The 16,249-nt window shown below is 69.1% G+C and carries 18 protein-coding genes, 1 tRNA gene and 1 pseudogene; 17 read left to right on the top strand and 3 right to left on the bottom strand.

Annotated features, from left to right (window positions below; all coding sequences use genetic code 11):
- The first annotated feature begins 79 nt into the window (after positions 1–79).
- From ruvB to QAA18_RS02840, 13 genes and pseudogenes are all read left to right on the top strand, one after another.
- The gene (gene ruvB, locus QAA18_RS02900; protein WP_279410868.1) at positions 80–1,126 is read left to right on the top strand and encodes a Holliday junction branch migration DNA helicase RuvB; all 1,047 of its coding nucleotides are present in this window, start codon (positions 80–82) and stop codon (positions 1,124–1,126) included.
- A 92-nt stretch (positions 1,127–1,218) separates the two neighbouring features.
- A complete protein-coding gene (gene ybgC, locus QAA18_RS02895) occupies positions 1,219–1,641 on the top strand; it encodes a tol-pal system-associated acyl-CoA thioesterase (protein WP_279410866.1) in 423 nt (140 codons plus the stop codon).
- A gap of 44 nt (positions 1,642–1,685) precedes the next feature.
- A pseudogene (gene tolQ, locus QAA18_RS02890) lies at positions 1,686–2,363 on the top strand (protein TolQ); the annotation flags it as partial.
- Between the two features lie 9 nt (positions 2,364–2,372).
- Entirely contained in the window at positions 2,373–2,828 is a 456-nt protein-coding gene (locus QAA18_RS02885) for an ExbD/TolR family protein (RefSeq protein ID WP_279410955.1), read from the top strand.
- Between the two features lie 32 nt (positions 2,829–2,860).
- Positions 2,861–3,739 (top strand): cell envelope integrity protein TolA, encoded by an 879-nt coding sequence (locus QAA18_RS02880; RefSeq protein ID WP_279410865.1) that lies wholly within the window; start codon positions 2,861–2,863, stop codon positions 3,737–3,739.
- An 84-nt stretch (positions 3,740–3,823) separates the two neighbouring features.
- The gene (tolB, locus tag QAA18_RS02875) at positions 3,824–5,158 is read left to right on the top strand and encodes a Tol-Pal system beta propeller repeat protein TolB (protein ID WP_279410864.1); all 1,335 of its coding nucleotides are present in this window, start codon (positions 3,824–3,826) and stop codon (positions 5,156–5,158) included.
- A 71-nt stretch (positions 5,159–5,229) separates the two neighbouring features.
- Positions 5,230–5,742 (top strand): peptidoglycan-associated lipoprotein Pal, encoded by a 513-nt coding sequence (gene pal, locus QAA18_RS02870; protein WP_279410862.1) that lies wholly within the window; start codon positions 5,230–5,232, stop codon positions 5,740–5,742.
- A gap of 146 nt (positions 5,743–5,888) precedes the next feature.
- Entirely contained in the window at positions 5,889–6,710 is an 822-nt protein-coding gene (ybgF, locus tag QAA18_RS02865) for a tol-pal system protein YbgF (protein WP_279410860.1), read from the top strand.
- Positions 6,711–6,714: 4 nt separating this feature from the next.
- The gene (gene queE / locus QAA18_RS02860; protein WP_279410859.1) at positions 6,715–7,359 is read left to right on the top strand and encodes a 7-carboxy-7-deazaguanine synthase QueE; all 645 of its coding nucleotides are present in this window, start codon (positions 6,715–6,717) and stop codon (positions 7,357–7,359) included.
- An 8-nt stretch (positions 7,360–7,367) separates the two neighbouring features.
- Complete coding sequence (queC, locus tag QAA18_RS02855; protein ID WP_279410858.1) at positions 7,368–8,066, top strand: 7-cyano-7-deazaguanine synthase QueC; 699 nt, start codon at positions 7,368–7,370, stop codon at positions 8,064–8,066.
- A 14-nt stretch (positions 8,067–8,080) separates the two neighbouring features.
- Positions 8,081–8,156 (top strand) — tRNA-Lys (locus tag QAA18_RS02850).
- Positions 8,157–8,192: 36 nt separating this feature from the next.
- On the top strand, positions 8,193–8,807 hold the full coding sequence (gene pdxH / locus QAA18_RS02845; RefSeq protein WP_279410857.1) for a pyridoxamine 5'-phosphate oxidase: 615 nt from the start codon (positions 8,193–8,195) through the stop codon (positions 8,805–8,807).
- Positions 8,804–9,616 (top strand): cobalamin-binding protein, encoded by an 813-nt coding sequence (locus QAA18_RS02840; RefSeq protein WP_279410856.1) that lies wholly within the window; start codon positions 8,804–8,806, stop codon positions 9,614–9,616. The genes pdxH and QAA18_RS02840 overlap by 4 nt, the downstream gene beginning before the upstream one ends.
- On the opposite strand, the gene proC is transcribed toward QAA18_RS02840, so the two are convergent.
- On the bottom strand, positions 9,599–10,450 hold the full coding sequence (proC, locus tag QAA18_RS02835) for a pyrroline-5-carboxylate reductase (RefSeq protein WP_279410854.1): 852 nt from the start codon (positions 10,448–10,450) through the stop codon (positions 9,599–9,601). The genes QAA18_RS02840 and proC overlap by 18 nt on opposite strands.
- Before the next feature lie 11 nt (positions 10,451–10,461).
- Positions 10,462–11,172: a YggS family pyridoxal phosphate-dependent enzyme gene (locus tag QAA18_RS02830; protein ID WP_279410852.1), complete on the bottom strand. Its 711-nt coding sequence runs from the start codon at positions 11,170–11,172 to the stop codon at positions 10,462–10,464.
- 63 nt (positions 11,173–11,235) lie between these two features.
- Here QAA18_RS02830 and QAA18_RS02825 point away from each other — a divergent pair, with 63 nt between their 5' ends.
- A complete protein-coding gene (locus QAA18_RS02825; protein WP_279410850.1) occupies positions 11,236–12,273 on the top strand; it encodes a type IV pilus twitching motility protein PilT in 1,038 nt (345 codons plus the stop codon).
- Positions 12,274–12,295: 22 nt separating this feature from the next.
- Positions 12,296–13,441 (top strand): PilT/PilU family type 4a pilus ATPase, encoded by a 1,146-nt coding sequence (locus QAA18_RS02820; protein ID WP_279410849.1) that lies wholly within the window; start codon positions 12,296–12,298, stop codon positions 13,439–13,441.
- A gap of 92 nt (positions 13,442–13,533) precedes the next feature.
- Here QAA18_RS02820 and QAA18_RS02815 read toward each other — a convergent pair whose 3' ends face one another.
- Positions 13,534–15,228: a Zn-dependent hydrolase gene (locus QAA18_RS02815; protein WP_279410847.1), complete on the bottom strand. Its 1,695-nt coding sequence runs from the start codon at positions 15,226–15,228 to the stop codon at positions 13,534–13,536.
- 56 nt (positions 15,229–15,284) lie between these two features.
- Here QAA18_RS02815 and QAA18_RS02810 point away from each other — a divergent pair, with 56 nt between their 5' ends.
- Both QAA18_RS02810 and ruvX read left to right on the top strand, forming a co-directional pair.
- On the top strand, positions 15,285–15,854 hold the full coding sequence (locus tag QAA18_RS02810) for a YqgE/AlgH family protein (RefSeq protein ID WP_279410846.1): 570 nt from the start codon (positions 15,285–15,287) through the stop codon (positions 15,852–15,854).
- 7 nt (positions 15,855–15,861) lie between these two features.
- The coding region (gene ruvX / locus QAA18_RS02805; RefSeq protein ID WP_279410954.1) for a Holliday junction resolvase RuvX at positions 15,862–16,249 on the top strand (388 nt) is incomplete at its 3' end.

The following is a 16,249-nucleotide window of genomic DNA, read 5'->3' as shown; positions in this document are numbered from 1 at the left end:
GCAGTACGACCGGAAGCGCTCCTGTTCTGCCCATTCCCCTCATTCCCCTCATTCCCTTCATTCCCCGCATAATCAAGCCATGACCGAAGAACGCCTCATCGCCGCCGACGCCACCCGCGAGGACGACGCCGTCGAGGCCTCGATCCGGCCGCGGCGCCTGGACGAATACCTCGGCCAGAACGCGGTGAGGGAGCAGCTCGGGATCTATATCGAAGCCGCCCGCAAGCGCGGCGACGCGATGGACCACGTGCTTATCTTCGGCCCGCCGGGCCTGGGCAAGACCACCCTGAGCCATGTCATCGCCAACGAGCTCGGGGTCGGGCTGCGGGTGACCTCGGGGCCGGTGATCGAGAAGGCCGGCGACCTCGCCGCGCTGCTGACCAACCTGCAGCCGCACGACGTATTGTTCATCGACGAGATCCATCGCCTCTCGCCGGTGGTCGAGGAGGTGCTGTACCCGGCGATGGAGGATTTCCAGATCGACATCATGATCGGCGAGGGCCCTGCGGCGCGCTCGATCAAGCTCGACCTGCCACCCTTCACCCTGGTCGGCGCGACGACCCGCGCCGGACTTCTGACGGCGCCGCTGCGCGACCGCTTCGGCATCGTCCAGCGGCTGGAGTTCTACTCGCCGGAAGAGCTCACCCGGATCGTGCGCCGGTCGGCGCAGATCCTCGGCATCGCCTGCGAGGCCGAGGGCGCCGGCGCCATTGCCCGGCGCGCGCGCGGCACCCCGCGCATCGCCAACCGGTTGCTGCGGCGGGTGCGCGACTATGCCCAGGTACGCGCCGGCGGCCACATCGATGCCGGCGTGGCGGCAGCGGCCATGGAGATGCTGCAGGTCGACCCGGAGGGTTTCGACGAGCTCGACCGGCGCCTGCTGCGCACGATCGTGGAGGCCTTCGATGGCGGTCCGGTCGGCGTCGAGTCGCTGGCCGCGGCCCTGAGCGAGGAGCGCGGCACCCTGGAGGACGTGGTCGAGCCCTACCTGATCCAGCAGGGCTTCCTGGTGCGCACGGCCAGGGGGCGCATGGCGACGGCGAAGGCGTACCAGCATCTGGGCCTGCGGCCCAAGGGGAATAGGGAATCGGGAATAGGGAATGGGGGGCCTCGGGAGTTGTTCTAGTCCCTGGTACTCCCATGTCGAAATACCTTCAGGCTACCTTGCTCATTCCATTCCCCATTCCCTTCACTCCCCTCATTCCCGGTCCTTAACCAGTGTTCATCCACCCCGTCCGCGTTTACTGGGAAGATACCGACGCCGGCGGCGTGGTCTACCACGCGCAGTACCTGGCCGTCCTCGAGCGCGCGCGCAGTGAGTGGATGCGCGCGCTGGGGCAGGGCCAGGAAGCGATGCGGCGCGGGCGCGACGGACACGAGCATGGCCTGGTGTTCGCGGTGCGCGCGATGCAGGTCGACTTCCGCCTGCCGGCACGGCTGGACGATGCGCTGGAGGTCGGCGTCGTGCTGCGCGAGTGCAGGCGCGCGAGCCTGGTGATGGTCCAGGAGATCCGCCGCGACGGCGTGCTCCTGCTCGACGCCACGGTGCGCATCGCCTCGCTGGATGCAGCCGGCTTCAAGCCGCGGCCGATCCCGCCGGCGTTGCTCGAACAACTCAAGCCCCTGGAGGCAAACCCCTGATGCAGCAGCCCATCGAACCCATCACGGCCGCGGCCACCGACGGCAACGGCATCGACATGCTGGCCCTGGTGCTGCACGCGAGCCTGCCGGTGCAACTGGTGCTGTTGCTGCTGGTGTTCGGCTCGATCGCCTCCTGGGTGATCATTTTCCGCAAGAAGCGCGTGTTCGACCGCGCCGATCGCGAGGCCGACCGTTTCGAGGAGCGCTTCTGGTCGGGCGCCGAGCTGTCCAAGCTCTATGCCGGCGCCACCGAGCGCAACCGCGAGATCGGCGGGCTCGAGGCCATCTTCGAGGGCGGCTTCCGCGAGTTCGACCGCATCCGCCAGCGCCGCGGCGTCGACAGCCGGATCCAGCTCGAAGGCGCGCAGCGTGCGATGCGCGCGGCCGCGTCGCGCGAACTCGACGGCCTGGAGCGCAACCTGGAGTTCCTCGCCAACGTCGGTTCGATCGCGCCGTACGTGGGCCTGTTCGGCACGGTGTGGGGAATCATGGTGTCCTTCCATGGCCTGTCCAGCGTCAAGGAAGCCACCATCGCCACGGTCGCGCCGGGCATCACCGAGGCGCTGGTGGCCACCGCCATGGGCCTGTTCGCGGCGATCCCCGCAGTCTGGGCCTACAACCGCTACGCCACCAGGGTCGAGCGCCTGTCGGTGCGGTACGACACCTTCTCCGAGGAATTCGCCTCGATCCTGCAGCGGCAAGCCCACGCCGACGAGGCCTGAGCCATGGCGATGACCTCAACCGGGCGGCGCATCCGCAAGCGCAAGCTCAAGGCCGAGATCAACGTCGTGCCTTACATCGACGTGATGCTGGTGCTGCTGATCATCTTCATGGTCACCGCGCCGTTGCTCAACCTGGGCGTGGACGTGAGCCTGCCGCAGGTCGCGGCGGCGACGGTGGAACAGCCGAAACAGCAGGTCGTCGTCCAGGTCGGCGCCGACGGCGCGCTGTCGCTGATCCAGCGCGACGAGCAGGGCGACACCAGCAAGCTGGCGCTGGATGAAGAGGAGCTGATCGCGCGCGTGGCCGCCTTCCGCGCCAACAATTCCGACCTCGTGGTGTTCGTGGCCGGCGACGGTGCCGTGCGCTACGACGCCGTGCTGCGGGTGCTGCAGCGCCTGCGCACCGAGGCCCGCGTGGACAAGGCGACGCTGCTGACGAAGTCGCCGGAGCCGCCGGCAAGGTGAGGGAAACCCGCGCCGATACACGGGTGGCGGTGATGGCGGCGGTCGTGCTGCACGCCGTGCTGTTCGCGTTGATGTTCGCCGGGATGTGGTGGACGCGCCGCGCCGTGCCGGTGTCCGCGGCGGGCCCGGTGATCGAGGCCGACCTGGTCGATCCCGATGCCCTGGCCGTGCCATTGCGGCGCGCGCTGGACGCCCCGGCCATCCCACCGGAACCCGAACCGGAGCCGGTGGTCGAGCCCGAGCCGGCCCCCCCCGAACCCGTGACCGAGCCCGTGCCCTCGCCCCCGGAAGCGCAGCCGGAACCGCAGGAGCGCATTCCCGAGCCGGACACCCGCGAGCAGGAACGCGTCGAGCGCGAGGCCGAGGCCGCGCGCCAGGCCGCGCGCGAACAGGAAGAGAAGCGCCGCCAGGAGCAGATCGACCTCACCGAGCGCAAGCGCCAGGAGGAAGCCGAGCGCAAGCAGCGCGAGATCGCGCGCAAGCTCGAGGCGATCCGCGCCGAGCAGGCCAGGGCCAAGCGCGCCGCCGAGCTGGCCGAGCAACGGCTGCGCCAGATCGAGGACGCCAAGCGGGCAGCCGCGGCCACCAGCGCTGCGCCGCCTCCCCCTGGCAACGAAGGGGTCGACCAAGACCTGGCCTCGCGTTACGCCGCAGCGCTGACCGAAGCGATCCTGCGCAACTGGACGCGGCCGGAGTCGGTGCCGCTGGGCCAGCGCTGCGTGATCGTCATCCGGCAGGTTCCCGGCGGTACGGTCATCGAAGCAAAAGTCGATCCAAGCTGCCCCTACGACGACTTGGGCAGGCGATCGGTCGAAGCCGCGGTGCTCAAGGCCCAGCCCTTGCCGTATGCGGGCTTCGAGGCGGTCTTCAACCGCAACCTGAGGCTCAATTTCGAAGCCGCCGACCGCTGATCGCGACAGGGTCCATTCATCTTTGAGATGATGTTCACGGCCAAGCTGTTAAGACTTCTGAACTTTGCGCCGGAATTCCCACTGATGAGCCACCTGCTGCGCCGCCTGACCTGCCTGTTGCCCCTGCTCCTGGCCGCCCTTTGCGTGCCCGCGCTGGCGCTGGCGCAGGACCGCCCGCTGGAACTGGACATCATCGGCGGCAACGCCGCCGCGCTGCCGATCGCCGTGGTGCCCATGCCGTACCAGGGCACCGCCACGGCCCCCGAGACCGACGTCGCCGCCGTGGTGCGCGCCGACCTCGACCGCTCCGGACAGTTCCGCAGCCTTCCCGAGCGCGACATGGTCCAGCGCCCGGTGCGCGGCGCCGACGTCGACTATCCGGCCTGGCGCCTGCTCAAGCAGGATTTCCTCGTGGTCGGCCGCGTCGTCGACGCCGAGGCCGGCAGCTACCGGGTGGAATACGAACTGTTCGACGTCGCCCGCCAGGAGCGCCTGCTCGGATTCGCGATGACCGCGCGTGCCAACGCCATGCGCGACGTCGCCCACCAGGTCGCGGACGCCATCTACGAAAAGATCCTCGGCGTGCGCGGCGCCTTCTGGACCCGGGTGGCCTATGTCACCGCCACCGGCGTCGGCAACGCGACCCGCTATGCGCTGATGGTCGCCGACTCCGATGGCTGGAATCCGCAGACCGTGGTCCGTTCCGGCGAGCCGCTGCTGTCGCCGGCGTGGAGCCCGGACGGCCGCAAGCTGGCCTATGTCAGCTTCGAAAGCGGCAACTCCACCATCTGGATCCAGGACATCTCCACCGGCGCGCGCGAGCAGGTCGCCAGTTTCCGCGGCATCAACGGCGCCCCGGATTTCTCGCCCGACGGCCGCCGCCTGGCGCTGACCCTGTCCAAGTCGGGCAACCCCGAGATCTACGTCATGGACCTGGGCAGCAAGGCGCTGACCCAGATCACCCGCCAGTTCGGCATCGACACCTCGCCGACCTGGAGCGCCGACGGCAACAGCCTGTACTTCACCTCCGACCGCGGCGGCAAGCCGCAGATCTACCAGGTGCCGGCCAGCGGCGGCAGCGCCACCCGGGTGACCTTCGAAGGCAGCTACAACGCCGACCCGACGGTGTCCTCCGACGGCAAGAAGATCGCCACCACCCAGGGCAGCGGCAACAACTACCGCATCGCCCTGCTGGACCGCAGTCTGGGCACGCCGCGCTGGAGCATGCTCTCGCCCGGTTCGCTGGACGAATCGCCGAGTTTTGCCCCGAACGCGGGGATGTTGCTGTACGCGGCCAAGGAAGGCGGCCGCGGGGTACTGTATGCCGTCTCGGCCGATGCCCGGGTGCGCCAGCGCCTGGTGCTGGCCGATGGGGACGTGCGCGAACCCGCGTGGGGGCCGTACCGGACGCGCCGCTGAATGCGCCCGCCTAGTAACCTGTAAGCCGTTGTAGTTGTCATCCCAACTGTTCCAACCGACGAGGAATCACCATGAACACCACCACCCGCATCCTGCTGACCGCGCTGTTGTGCACGGCGGCGGTCGCCTGCTCGAAGAAGGTCAAGGAGACGCCTCCGGCGCCTGTCGAGCCGACCCCGCCCGCGGTCACCGAGCCCGCTCCGGTCTCCGGCGTCTACACCCCCGAGGACCTGGACACCGACAGCTGCCTGCGCACCCGCGTCGTGTACTTCGATTTCGACCAGGATGCCGTGCGTCCCGAGTTCGAGGCCGCGATGGCCTGCCACGCCAAGTACCTGAGCGACCGCCCGTCCTCGCGCATGAACCTCGAAGGCCATGCCGACGAGCGCGGCAGCCGCGAGTACAACATGGGCCTGGCCGAGCGCCGCGGCAACGCCGTGTCGTCCGCCCTGCAGGCCAATGGCGGTTCCGGCAGCCAGGTCAGCGTGATCAGCTACGGCGAAGAGCGCCCGACCTGCACCGAGTCGAGCGAGGATTGCTGGGCGAAGAATCGCCGCGTCGAGATCGTGTATACCGCGAAGTAAGAGCAACAGCGGGAACGGGGAACAGGGAACAGGGAACGGGCGATGATCGCTCCTCCCGGTTCCAGGTCCTCCGGACAGTCCGGGGTAAGGCAGCGGGGAGTCCGCTGCCTTATTCTTTTGGGGTTCCGGAAACGGTGGGAAGGCGCATGAAGACTGGAATTTCTGCAATCGTGGTGGCCCTCGGGCTGATGGTGGCCGCGCCGTGCGCGATGGCGCAGCGGGCCAGCCTGTCCGAACGGGTGGCGGCGCTGGAGCAGCGCGCGGCGACCGATCGGGGCAACGTCGACCTGCTCAACCAGGTCAATGCGCTGAAGGCCGAGGTGCAGGCGCTGCGCGCCCAGCTCGAGGAACTGCAGCACCAGCAGCAGAAGGCGCAGACCGACGCGCGCAACCAGTACCTGGACCTGGACGGACGGCTGGTGCGCCTCGAGGGTGGCACGCCTGTCGGCACGGTGCCGGCCCCGACGGGGATCGTGGCGGACGTGGCGTCTGCCCCGGTAGCGCCAGCTGCGGTCCCGCCGCCAGCGGCGCCCGCGTCCGATGCAGGCGCAAGCACCACGCCACCTGCCGTCGCCGGAGACGCCGAGCGCATCGCCTACGGTGCCGCCTTCGACGTGCTCAAGGCCGGCCGCTACGACGAATCCGCGCGCCAGTTCGTCGCCTTCCTGGCGCAGTTCCCGGATGGCGCGCTGGCGCCCAACGCGATCTACTGGCTGGGCGAAAGCTATTACGCCACCCAGAACTACCCGCTGGCGCTGCAGCAGTTCCAGGCCCTGCTGGATCGCTATCCGGCGCACGACAAGGCGCCGGGCGCGATGCTCAAGCTCGGCCTGACCCAGTACGGCATGCAGCAGATTGCCGAAGCCGAGGCCACCCTGGCCGCGGTGCCGCAGCGGTATCCGGGCAGCGACGCGGCCCGCACCGCCGAGGACCGCCTGCGCGCGATCCGCCTGGGGAGCCTGCGCTGAGGCGATGGAAAACCGCCTGCGCATCACCGAGATCTTCCTGTCCCTGCAGGGCGAGGCACGCGACGCCGGCTGGCCCACCGTGTTCGTGCGCCTGACCGGCTGCCCGCTGCGCTGCGGTTACTGCGACACCGCGTACGCCTTCCACGGCGGACAGTGGCACGACATCGATGCGATCCTGGCGCAGGTCGCCAGCCACGGCGTGCGCCACGTCTGCGTCACCGGCGGGGAGCCGCTGGCGCAGAAGCGCTGTATCGGCCTGCTGCAACGCCTTTGCGATGCCGGCTACATCGTGTCGCTGGAGACCTCGGGCGCGGTCGATATCGGTGCCGTGGACCCGCGCGTGTCGCGGGTGCTGGACATCAAGACGCCCGGCTCCGGCGAGGTGGCGCGCAACCTGTGGTCGAACATCGCGCTGCTGACGCCGCGCGACCAGGTCAAGTTCGTGGTCTGCGACCGCGCCGACTACGAGTGGGCCTGCGGCGTCGTCGCCGAGCATCGCCTGCATGAACGGTGCGACGTGCTGTTCTCGCCCAGCTTCGGCCAGTTGCCGGCGAGCGACCTGGCGGACTGGATCGTGGCCGACCGCCCGCCGGTGCGCTACCAGTTGCAGTTGCACAAGCTGCTGTGGAACGACGAACCAGGACGTTGAGGAAGGACATGGACGCAAGCGTCTCCAATCCCGCGGTGGTGCTGGTGTCCGGCGGCATGGACTCGGCAGTGGTGCTGGCGATCGCGCGCGAGCAGGGTTTCGCCGTGCACGCGCTGAGCGTGCGCTACGGCCAGCGCCACACCTCGGAACTCGATGCCGCCGACCGCGTTGCGCGGATGCTGGGGGCGGTTGCGCACAAGACCGTGGCCGTGGACCTGGGCAGCATCGGCGGCTCGGCGCTCACGGACACCACCATCGCCGTGCCCGAGGACAGCGACGGCCACGTGATCGGCGCGGACATCCCGGTGACCTATGTGCCGGCGCGCAACACCATCATGCTGTCGCTGGCCCTGGGCTGGGCCGAGGTCGTCGGCAGCGCCGACCTGTTCTGCGGCGTGAACGCGGTCGACTATTCGGGGTACCCGGACTGCCGGCCCGAGTTCATCGAGGCCTTCGAGCGCCTGGCCAACGTCGCTACCCGCGCCGGAGTCGAGGGAGCCGGCTTCCGCGTGCACGCGCCGCTGTTGCACATGTCCAAGGCCGACATCGTGCGTGAAGGCCTGCGCCTGGGGGTGGATTTCGCGCAGACCGTGTCCTGTTACCAGGCCGACGGGCAGGGCCGGGCCTGCGGCCATTGCGATGCCTGCCGGCTGCGCGCCGAGGGCTTCGCCGCCGCCGGCGTCGCCGATCCGACCCGTTACCGGTAAAATCGATCCTTCGTGGGCCGTTAGCTCAGTCGGTAGAGCATCGGACTTTTAATCCGCTGGTCGATGGTTCGAATCCATCACGGCCCACCAATCGCCTCCCTTTCCACAGCGGGCCACAATAGGCCAATGGACGACAACGTTCCCGACGATCCGCTGTACGCCGAGGCGCTGGCCGAGTTCGCGCGCCTGTTCGAGGAAGCCGGCGCGGCCGGCGAACCCGATCGCACCGCGATGACGGTGGCCACGGCCACGCTCGACGCGCGGCCGGCCGCGCGCACGGTGTTGCTCAAGGCCTTCGATCCGCGCGGCTTCGTGTTCTACACCCACATGGACGGGCGCAAAGGCCGCGAGTTGCAGGACAACCCGTACGCGGCGCTGCTGTTCCACTGGCCGCGCGTGCGCGAGGGCGTGCAGGTGCGGATCGAGGGCCGCGTGCACACCGTGCCGGACGACGAGGCCGACGCCTATTTCGCCAGCCGCGCACGCGGAAGCCAGGTCGGTGCCTGGGCGTCGCTGCAGTCGGAAACGCTGGATGCGCGCGCGACCTTCGAGCAGCGCATCGCCGAGGTCGAAGCGCGTTTCGAGGGACGCGAGATTCCGCGTCCGCCGCGCTGGACCGGCTTCCGCGTGCGGCCGCGCTGGATCGAGTTCTGGTATGCCGCGCAGTTCCGCTGGCACGAGCGCTGGTTGTACGAGCGCGACGTCGCCGCGCACTGGTCCAAGCGGATGCTGTATCCGTGAGCGCGCCCGCGCGGCACGGGCCGCGCCGTATCGTCTGCCTCACCGAGGAGCCGACCGAAGTCCTGTACGCGCTCGGCGAGCAGGACCGCATCGTCGGCATCAGTGGCTTCACCGTGCGCCCGCCGCGGGCGCGGCGCGAAAAGCCCAAGGTCAGCGCATTCACCAGCGCGAAGATCGGCGAGATCCTGAAGCTGGAACCGGATTTCGTCGTCGGCTTCTCCGACATCCAGGCCGACATCGCCGCCGAGCTCGTGCGCCGCGGTGTCGAGGTCTGGATCAGCAACCATCGCAGCGTCGACGGCATCGTCGACTACGTGCGACGGCTCGGCGCGCTGGTGGGCGCCGCGGAGCGTGCCAACGCCCATGCGGACGACCTGCAGCGCGGCCTGGACGGGATCGCCGCGCAATCCGCGACGCTGCCGCGCCGGCCGAAGGTCTACTTCGAGGAATGGGACGAGCCGCCGATCACCGGCATCCGCTGGGTCGCCGAACTGATCCGCATCGCGGGCGGCGACGACATCTTCCCGGAGCGTGCGCTGGAGCCGCTGGCGAAGGCCAGGATCCTCGAGGACGCCGGCGAGGTCGTACGCCGCGCACCGGACATCATCCTCGGCTCCTGGTGCGGGAAGAAGTTCCGCCCGGAAAAGGTCGCCGCGCGCCCGGGCTGGGGCGCGATTCCCGCGGTGCGCGACGGCCAGCTGCACGAGGTGAAGTCGCCGATCATCCTGCAGCCAGGCCCCGCCGCGCTCACCGACGGCGTCCGCGAAATCGCCCGCATCATCCGCGACTGGTCAGTCGTTGGCGGCTGAGAGCTGGCGGCCGCGCTCGGCGGCGGCGTGGATGGCGTCGCCGACCAGGCCGCGGAAGCCGCCGGCTTCGAAGGTTTCGATCGCCGCCTGCGTCGTGCCGTTTGGCGAGGTCACCCGGCGTCGCAGCTCGGCTGCGTCGGCGTCGCCCTCGGTGAGCATGCGCGCCGCACCCAGCACCGTCTGCAGCACCAGGGTGCGCGCCGCCTCGGGCTCGAGGCCTTCGGCCAGCGCTGCGGCCTGCATCGCCTCGGCCAGGAGGAACACGTAGGCCGGGCCGCTGCCGGACACGGCGGTGACCGCGTCCATGCGCACTTCGTCGTCGATCCAGACCGTCGCGCCAGCGGCCGAGAGCAGCGTTTCGGCCGCCTGCCGCCCCGCGGCGTCCACGCGGTCGTTGGCGAACAGGCCGGTCACGCCCGCGCCGAGCAGTGCCGGCGTGTTGGGCATGCAGCGCACGACGGCGACGTCGCCGCCTAGCCAGCGTTCGATCTGGATCGCGGTGATGCCCGCCGCGATCGATATCACCAGCGGGCGTTGTCCGCGCGCCTGCGAGGCAAGCGCTTCGCACACGTTGCGCAGCACCTGCGGCTTGACCGCCAGCACCCAGGTCGCGGCGGCGGCCACGGCCTGCGCATTGTCGGCGGTCGCGACCACGCCGAAGTCGCGTTGCAGCGCCTCGCGCAGCGCGTCGACGGGTTCGGCGACGCGGATCGAGCTGCCCGGCGTGCCACGTGCGACGAGGCCGCCGACCAGGCTGCGGGCCATGTTGCCGCCGCCGATGAAGGCGATGGCGTCGGCGGGACTCGGGACTCGGGACTCGGGACTCGGGGGCATGGCGGGACCTTCTAGTTGCGCGGGCCGAACAGGGCGGTGCCGACGCGGACCATGGTCGCACCTTCGGCAATCGCCAGCTCCGCATCGTCGCTCATGCCCATGGACAGCGTGTCGACACCGGCGTGTTGCGTGCGCAGCGAGTCGAACAGTGCGCGCATGCGGGCGAAGGCTTCGCGACGGCGTTCGGGTTCGGGAAGCGGCGCCGGGATCGCCATCAGGCCGCGCAAGGCCAGCGCCGGCTGCGCGGCGACCGCGGCGGCAAGGGCAGGGACGTCCGCGGGGGCGCAGCCATGCTTGCCGGGCTCGGCATCGATGTTCACCTGCAGCAGCACGTTCATCGGGGACCGCCCGGCGTCGCGGTGGCGGCCGAGGGCGGCGGCGAGGCGAACGCTGTCGACGCTCTGGACCCAGTCGAACAGGTCCGCTGCCAGTGCCGCCTTGTTGGACTGGAGGTGGCCCACGAGGTGCCATTCGACCGGGGGGCCTCCGGCCGCGGCGAGTGCCTCCGCCTTGGCCCGGGCTTCCTGGACGTAGTTCTCGCCGAAGGCGGGGACCTCGCCGGGGCGCTCCTGGCGCCAGGCGGAGGCCATTTCCGCGACCGCCGTCACAGGATGCCGCTTGCTCACGGCGAGTAGTCTTGGAGCTGGCCGCCCGGAGCGCCTCGCTGCGTTATCGAGCGACTGCAGGAGGGCGTGCAACTTGTCGCGCGGGGTGTTTTGCATTTCGCCATATACTGCTACAACGCATCCGCCGCGATCCAGCGCGGCGCAGGGGAAGCAAAGCCAATGGATATCGCCGAACTGCTGGCATTCTCGGTCAAGAACAAGGCCTCGGACCTGCACCTGTCGGCCGGGCTGCCGCCGATGATCCGCGTCGATGGCGACGTGCGCCGCATCAACATCCCGGCACTGGACCACAAGCAGGTGCACGCGCTCGTCTACGACATCATGTCGGACAAGCAGCGCCGCGACTACGAGGAATTCCTCGAGGTCGACTTCTCGTTCGAGATCTCCGGCCTGGCCCGCTTCCGCGTCAACGCCTTCAACCAGAACCGCGGCGCCGGCGCCGTGTTCCGCACCATTCCGTCCGAGGTGCTCACCCTGGAGCACCTGGGCTGCCCGCCGATCTTCAAGGAACTGATCGACCAGCCCCAGGGCCTGATCCTGGTGACCGGGCCGACCGGCTCGGGCAAGTCGACCACGCTGGCGGCGATGCTCGACCACATCAACAAGAGCGAATACGGCCACATCCTCTCGGTCGAGGACCCGATCGAATTCGTGCACACCTCGCAGAAGTGCCTGGTCAACCAGCGCGAGGTGCACCGCGACACCCACGGCTTCGGCGAGGCGCTGCGCTCGGCGCTGCGCGAAGACCCCGACTACATCCTGGTCGGCGAAATGCGCGACCTGGAAACCATCCGCCTGGCGCTGACCGCCGCGGAAACCGGACACCTGGTATTCGGCACCCTGCATACCTCGTCGGCGGCCAAGACCGTGGACCGCATCATCGACGTGTTCCCCGCCGGCGAGAAGCCGATGGTGCGAAGCATGCTTTCGGAAAGCCTGCGCGCGGTGATCTCGCAGGCGCTGCTGAAGAAGAACGGCGGCGGCCGCACCGCGGCGTGGGAAATCATGGTCGGCACCCCGGCCATCCGCAACCTGATCCGCGAGGACAAGGTCGCGCAGATGTATTCGGCGATCCAGACCGGACAGCAGGCGGGCATGATGACGCTCGACCAGCACCTGCAGGACCTGGTGAAGCGCTCGATGGTGACCAAGGCGCACGCGCGCGAGTACGCGAAGGACAAGCGGCTGTTCGATTGAGCGGCCGCAGGAGCAGACAGGCATGAGCACAACCCCCGGAAGCGGCATCGACTTCACTTCGTTCCTGAAGCTGATGGCGCACCAGAAGGCATCGGACCTGTTCATCACCGCCGGCATGCCGCCGTCGATGAAGGTGCACGGCAAGATCGCGCCCATCACCCAGAGCCCGCTGACGCCGCAGCAGGCGCGCGACCTGGTCCTCAACGTGATGAGTCCGCCGCAGCGCGAGGAGTTCGAGCGCACCCACGAGTGCAATTTCGCCATCGGCGTGGCCAGCGTCGGCCGCTTCCGCGTGTCCTGCTTCTACCAGCGCAACCAGGTGGGCATGGTGTTGCGCCGGATCGAATCCAAGATCCCGAGCATCGACGAGCTCGCGCTGCCGCCGATCATCAAGACCCTGGCGATGACCAAGCGCGGCATCATCATCTTCGTCGGCGCCACCGGCACCGGCAAGTCGACGTCGCTGGCGGCGATGATCGGCTACCGCAACCAGAACTCGACCGGCCACATCATCACCATCGAGGACCCGATCGAGTTCGTGCACAAGCACGAGGGCTGCATCATCACCCAGCGCGAGGTCGGCATCGACACCGACAGCTGGGAAGCGGCGCTGAAGAACACCCTGCGCCAGGCGCCGGACGTGATCATGATCGGCGAGGTCCGCACCCGCGAGGGCATGGACCATGCCATCGCCTTCGCCGAAACCGGCCACCTGGTGCTGTGCACCCTGCACGCGAACAACGCCAACCAGGCGATGGACCGCATCATCAACTTCTTCCCCGAGGACCGCCGCGGCCAGCTGCTGATGGACCTGTCGCTGAACCTCAAGGGCGTGGTCGCGCAGCAGCTGATCCCGACTCCCGACGGCAAGGGCCGGCGCGTGGCGATGGAGATCCTGCTCGGCACGCCGCTGGTCCAGGACTACATCCGCGACGGCGAGGTCGGCAAGCTCAAGGAAGTGATGAAGGAATCCGTCAACCTCGGCATGAAGACCTTCGACCAGGCCCTGTTCGAGCTGTTCCAGGCCGGCGAGATCTCCTACGAGGACGCGTTGCGCTACGCCGACTCCGCCAACGAGGTGCGCCTGCGCATCAAGCTCGCGCAGGGCGGCGACGCGAAGACGCTGTCGGCGGGCCTCGACGGCGTCGAAGTCTCCGAAGCGAAATAAAAAGGGGACGGAGGTAATTAATCGCTGCCGGAGGTCATCGGCAGCGACTGGGGGACGGAGCGATTAATTACCTCCGTCCCCTTTTTACTTTTTTACTCCAGCCCCAGCACGTCCAGCCCCTGCTCGAACGTCACGTCGACCGGGATGCCGGCGGCGGAGAGCTTCTCCAGGTCCGCGGCCAGCTCCGGGCCGACCTGGCCCATGCCGTCGGTGAGCTGCTTGGCCGCATCGTAATCTCCATCGCCCTGGATGGTCAGCAGCTTGCGGCTGAGTGCATCGGTGGCGGCGCGGAACTTGTCGAAGTCGACGCGGTAGCGGCCGGTGTCCGGATCGCGCGCGAACGCGCCCTGCTCTGCGAAGAAGTTGAAGCGGACCATGTTGGCGCGGGCGTGTGCGTCGGTGGCGCCGAAGCGCACCGAGCGCAGGATGCCGGCGAGGAAGGTGACGTAGTTGTCCATCAGCTTCGACTCGTCGAGCTCGCCCTTGGCGGCCAGCGAATTGATCATGTACAGGCCCAGTACGTCGGCCTTGCCTTCCTCGAAGCTGGAGGCGTAATCCTTCAGCGCCGCGGACACGGTGCCCTTGCCGTCCAGCGTGTTCTTGATGCCGAGGCCGTGCGCGACTTCATGGAACATGGTGTTCTGGAAGAAGGCGTCGAAGGTGATGTGCGCGAGCTGGTCCTGCGCGACCAGTTCGCCGGCGATCGGCACCATGATGGTGTCGAACTTGGCCTGCATCACGTTCTCCAGCTGCAGCCGGCGGGTCCCCTTGGCCAGCTGCACTTCCTCGTCGTTGGGCAGGTTGATGGCGATGGTCTTGGCGCCGACGTTGGCGTTGCCGCCGTAGTACACGACCTCGTAGGCATTGAGGTCGGCGTTGGAACCGGGCGTTTCGGCCTTGTACTTCGCGTCGACCGGCAGCCCGCGCTGCAGCTCCGGCAGGAACGCGGCGAAGCGCGCCAGGCGCTCGCTCCAGGCCTGGTCCTTGATGAGCACCAGTCCCTCGTACGCGGTCTTGTAGCCGAAGAGCTGGTCCTCGTAGCTCTCGATCGGGCCGATCACGATGTCGACCGGGTTGTCCTTCATGTTCATCCAGGCCATGTCGCTGGGCTGGAAGTCGTCGTCGAGCAGGGCGTCGGCGCGCATCGTGAGGTAGTTGGCGAAGCCGCGGTGGGCGCTGACTTCGGCGGCTTCGCGCAACAGCGCCGCGGCGCGTTCGAGCTCGGCCTTGTAGGCCACGTGGTAGGGCACGGTGACCAGCTTGCCGGCGTCGTCGCGGCGCAGCAGGGTGTACCAGGACGCCTTGTCGGCCAGCGGCGCCTGCTCGAACTCGGCGCGGGTCATGTCGGCCGGATAGAATACGCCGCCCGGCGGGCGCGGGCCGACGTCGGGCAGCAGCGGCGTGTCGGCGTTGAGCCGGTCCCAGGGCCCGAAGTTCAGGGCGATCAACTCGCGGGTGGCCGCGTCCGGTGCACGCGCCAGCAATGCTTCGCGGTCGCCGTCCCAAGACTGCTTCCAGAAGATGTCGTCCATCACCTGGCTGGCCTGGACCAGCAGCGCGATCATGCGCTTGCCGTCGGCGTCGAAGGTGGAGAGGTCGGCCTTGAGCTGCACCGTTGCGTAGTCGCCCGCATGCCTGGCGGCATAATCGGCCGTCGCGTCCGGAGCGGTACCCGCTGCGGCCGGCGACGCCGGTTCCGCCGCGTCGCGCTGGCATCCGGCCAGGGCCAGGGCCGCCAGTCCGGCCAGGAGCAGGGCGTGGCGTGCACGGGATGGGCGGGCGGTCATGGGCGGCTCCGGGTCGGTCAGGGGGCTGTCATCGTAGCGCAGGCTAGAATGGCTGCATGGACCCGTTCGAGACCCGTTCCCTCGAAAGCCAGGTGCTGATCGCCCTGCCGACCCTGGCCGACCCGAATTTCTCGCGCAGCGTCACCCTGGTCTGCCAGCACGACGCCGAAGGCGCCATGGGCCTGGTGGTCAACCGTGCCTCGGAGTACACGCTGGGCGAGGTGTTCCGGCAGATGGGCATCGAGAGCGCCGACGAGGCGCTGTGCGCGCGGCAGGTGATCGCAGGCGGCCCGGTGCATCCGGAGCGCGGCTTCGTCATCCACGACGGCGAACACGGCTGGGACTCGAGCCTGGAGATCGCCGAGCGCCTGTACGTCACCACTTCCCGCGACGTGCTCGAGGCGATGGCTCGCGGTGAAGGCCCGGCGTCGGCGACGGTGGCCCTGGGTTGCGCAGGATGGGGCGCCGGCCAGCTCGAGCACGAAATCGTGGAGAACAGCTGGCTCACCGCGCCGGCGGATCCGGAACTGTTGTTCGGCTTGCCGCTGGAGGCGCGCTGGCAGGCGGCGGCCGGACGCATCGGCGTGGACATGTCGCGGATCGCCGACTACAGCGGCCATGCCTGAGCCCGCCATGCCCGGGGCCACGATCCGCCGCGACGGCACGGTGCTCGCCTTCGACGTGGGCGCGCGCCGCATCGGCGTTGCCGTCGGCAGCGCCTTCGGCCACGGCGGCCGCGCACTGGCGGTGGTGGACGTGCATGCGCAGGGCCCGGACTGGCCGGCGATCGACCGACTGCAGCGCGAATGGCGCCCCGACGGCTTCGTGGTCGGCGACCCCATGACCCTGGATGGTGGCGACCAGCCGATCCGGCGCGTGGCCCACGCCTTCGCGCGCGAATTGTCGGCGCGCTACGACCGGCCGGTGGTGCTGGTCGACGAACGTTCCAGTTCCATCGAGGCCGCGCAGCGCTTCGCCAGCGAGCGCGCCGAAGGCAAGCGCCGCCGCCGCGACGCCGCGG

This window comes from Luteimonas sp. 8-5 (assembly GCF_029763755.1).
In the GTDB taxonomy this organism is placed as follows: Bacteria; Pseudomonadota; Gammaproteobacteria; order Xanthomonadales; family Xanthomonadaceae; genus Cognatiluteimonas.
Note: the sequence above shows the minus strand (reverse complement) of the source record. Positions and strands in the feature narration are given on the sequence as shown.

Bases quoted from the DNA above. Each gene is read 5' to 3' on its own strand.
- pdxH (WP_279410857.1), top strand. From the start codon at position 8,193: ATGGACGACAACGTTCCCGACGATCCGCTGTACGCCGAGGCGCTGGCC.
- QAA18_RS02820 (WP_279410849.1), top strand. From the start codon at position 12,296: ATGAGCACAACCCCCGGAAGCGGCATCGACTTCACTTCGTTCCTGAAG.
- QAA18_RS02825 (WP_279410850.1), top strand. From the start codon at position 11,236: ATGGATATCGCCGAACTGCTGGCATTCTCGGTCAAGAACAAGGCCTCG.
- QAA18_RS02810 (WP_279410846.1), top strand. From the start codon at position 15,285: ATGGACCCGTTCGAGACCCGTTCCCTCGAAAGCCAGGTGCTGATCGCC.
- queC (WP_279410858.1), top strand. From the start codon at position 7,368: ATGGACGCAAGCGTCTCCAATCCCGCGGTGGTGCTGGTGTCCGGCGGC.
- QAA18_RS02815 (WP_279410847.1), bottom strand. From the start codon at position 15,228: ATGACCGCCCGCCCATCCCGTGCACGCCACGCCCTGCTCCTGGCCGGA.
- ruvB (WP_279410868.1), top strand. From the start codon at position 80: ATGACCGAAGAACGCCTCATCGCCGCCGACGCCACCCGCGAGGACGAC.
- QAA18_RS02880 (WP_279410865.1), top strand. From the start codon at position 2,861: ATGGCGGCGGTCGTGCTGCACGCCGTGCTGTTCGCGTTGATGTTCGCC.
- QAA18_RS02885 (WP_279410955.1), top strand. From the start codon at position 2,373: ATGACCTCAACCGGGCGGCGCATCCGCAAGCGCAAGCTCAAGGCCGAG.
- proC (WP_279410854.1), bottom strand. From the start codon at position 10,450: ATGCCCCCGAGTCCCGAGTCCCGAGTCCCGAGTCCCGCCGACGCCATC.
- ybgF (WP_279410860.1), top strand. From the start codon at position 5,889: ATGAAGACTGGAATTTCTGCAATCGTGGTGGCCCTCGGGCTGATGGTG.
- QAA18_RS02830 (WP_279410852.1), bottom strand. From the start codon at position 11,172: ATGCAAAACACCCCGCGCGACAAGTTGCACGCCCTCCTGCAGTCGCTC.
- queE (WP_279410859.1), top strand. From the start codon at position 6,715: ATGGAAAACCGCCTGCGCATCACCGAGATCTTCCTGTCCCTGCAGGGC.
- tolB (WP_279410864.1), top strand. From the start codon at position 3,824: ATGAGCCACCTGCTGCGCCGCCTGACCTGCCTGTTGCCCCTGCTCCTG.
- pal (WP_279410862.1), top strand. From the start codon at position 5,230: ATGAACACCACCACCCGCATCCTGCTGACCGCGCTGTTGTGCACGGCG.